The sequence below is a fragment of the Streptomyces sp. NPDC005576 genome (genome assembly GCF_042871745.1).
Taxonomy (GTDB): Bacteria; Actinomycetota; Actinomycetes; order Streptomycetales; family Streptomycetaceae; genus Streptomyces.
Genome location: NZ_JBIAJC010000052.1, coordinates 1 through 1,221, shown reverse-complemented (window position 1 = coordinate 1,221; position 1,221 = coordinate 1). Strand labels below are relative to the sequence as shown.

At 72.9% G+C, this 1,221-nt stretch carries 2 protein-coding genes; both read left to right on the top strand.

Annotated elements, in window-relative coordinates; genetic code table 11:
- Nucleotides 1-89 precede the first annotated feature (89 nt).
- Nucleotides 90-779 (top strand): HK97 family phage prohead protease, encoded by a 690-nt coding sequence (locus ACFYPN_RS33685; protein ID WP_388640682.1) that lies wholly within the window; start codon nucleotides 90-92, stop codon nucleotides 777-779.
- A gap of 80 nt (nucleotides 780-859) precedes the next feature.
- The coding region (locus ACFYPN_RS33680) for a hypothetical protein (protein ID WP_389303713.1) at nucleotides 860-1,221 on the top strand (362 nt) is incomplete at its 3' end.

Here is a 1,221-nt window from a genome sequence, read left to right as displayed (position 1 = left end):
TCCCGCCCGGCGCGGGCGGCGAGATCTACACCATCGGCACGACCGCACCGGCGCCGCCGGCCGCGGACTCCTGAGACCTGGAGGTCTTCATGGGCGACGCAGAGCGCCGCTTCACGCGCGGCCTGGTCGAGGTCCGCGCCGACGACGAGCAGGGCGGCGGGCGCCGGATCGGCGGGTACGCCGCGAAGTTCAACCGGCTGTCCCAGAACCTCGGCGGGTTCGTCGAGCGCATCGACCCCGGGTTCTTCGCGAAGAGCGAGGGCGACGGGTGGCCGGACGTGATGGCCCGCTACAACCACGACGACAACCGACTGCTCGGCACCAGCGAGGCGGGGACACTGCGCCTCGCCGTGGACGGCACCGGCCTCGACTACGTCGTCGACGTCCCGGCCTCGCGCGAGGACGTGATGGAGCTGGTCCAGCGCGGCGACGTCCGCCGCTCCAGCTTCGCGTTCCGCACGTTCTCCGACGACTGGGCCCAGACCGAGGACGGCTTTCCCCTGCGGACGCTGCTGTCCGGGGCGCTCGTCGACGTCGCCCCGGTGAACTCGCCGGCGTACATGGACACCAGCACCGGGCTGCGGTCGCTGGCCGACAAGGCGGGCGCCGACCTCGACGAGGTCCGGGCCGCCGCGACCGCGGGCGACCTGGCCCGCTTCCTGGACCGCCCGAAGAACAGCACCACCATCGACTTGGCACCCGGCGGGCAGGGCGACACCCACCCGCCGCTGGCGCTACGGCAGCGGCGCGCCGAGCTCATGCGGCGCCGCACCTTCTGAGGCAGGGCGACACCCACCTCACCACCCCACGCCCCGGCCGCCCGGCCGCAGGGCGACGTCGTCACGCCCGAGGAGGGCACATGCCACAGTTCATCAAGCAGATCCAGGAGCGCCGCAACTCCCTGTGGGAGCAGTCGAAGGCGCTGCTCGACGCGGCCGAGGCCCGGGGCCAGGACCTCGCAGGCGAGGAAGAGCAGACCTGGCAGCGGCTCAACACCGAGATCGACCAGATCGACGTCCGGGTCAAGGAGCTCCTCGACGCCGAACAGCGCACCCGCGACGCCGACGAGGCGTTCCGCTCCCTCCTCGGGAAGCCGGCGGAACGGCAGCCGGGCAGCGCCGAGGGGAACACCGCGCTGCGCTCGTTCCTCACGGGCGAGACCCGCTCCTACGAGATCCGCCCCCAGGGCGTGGTCGACTTCCGTGCGCTGACCAAGGGCAC

Coding starts and splice junctions, on each gene's coding strand:
- ACFYPN_RS33685 (WP_388640682.1), top strand. CDS start 90: ATGGGCGACGCAGAGCGCCGCTTCACGCGCGGCCTGGTCGAGGTCCGC.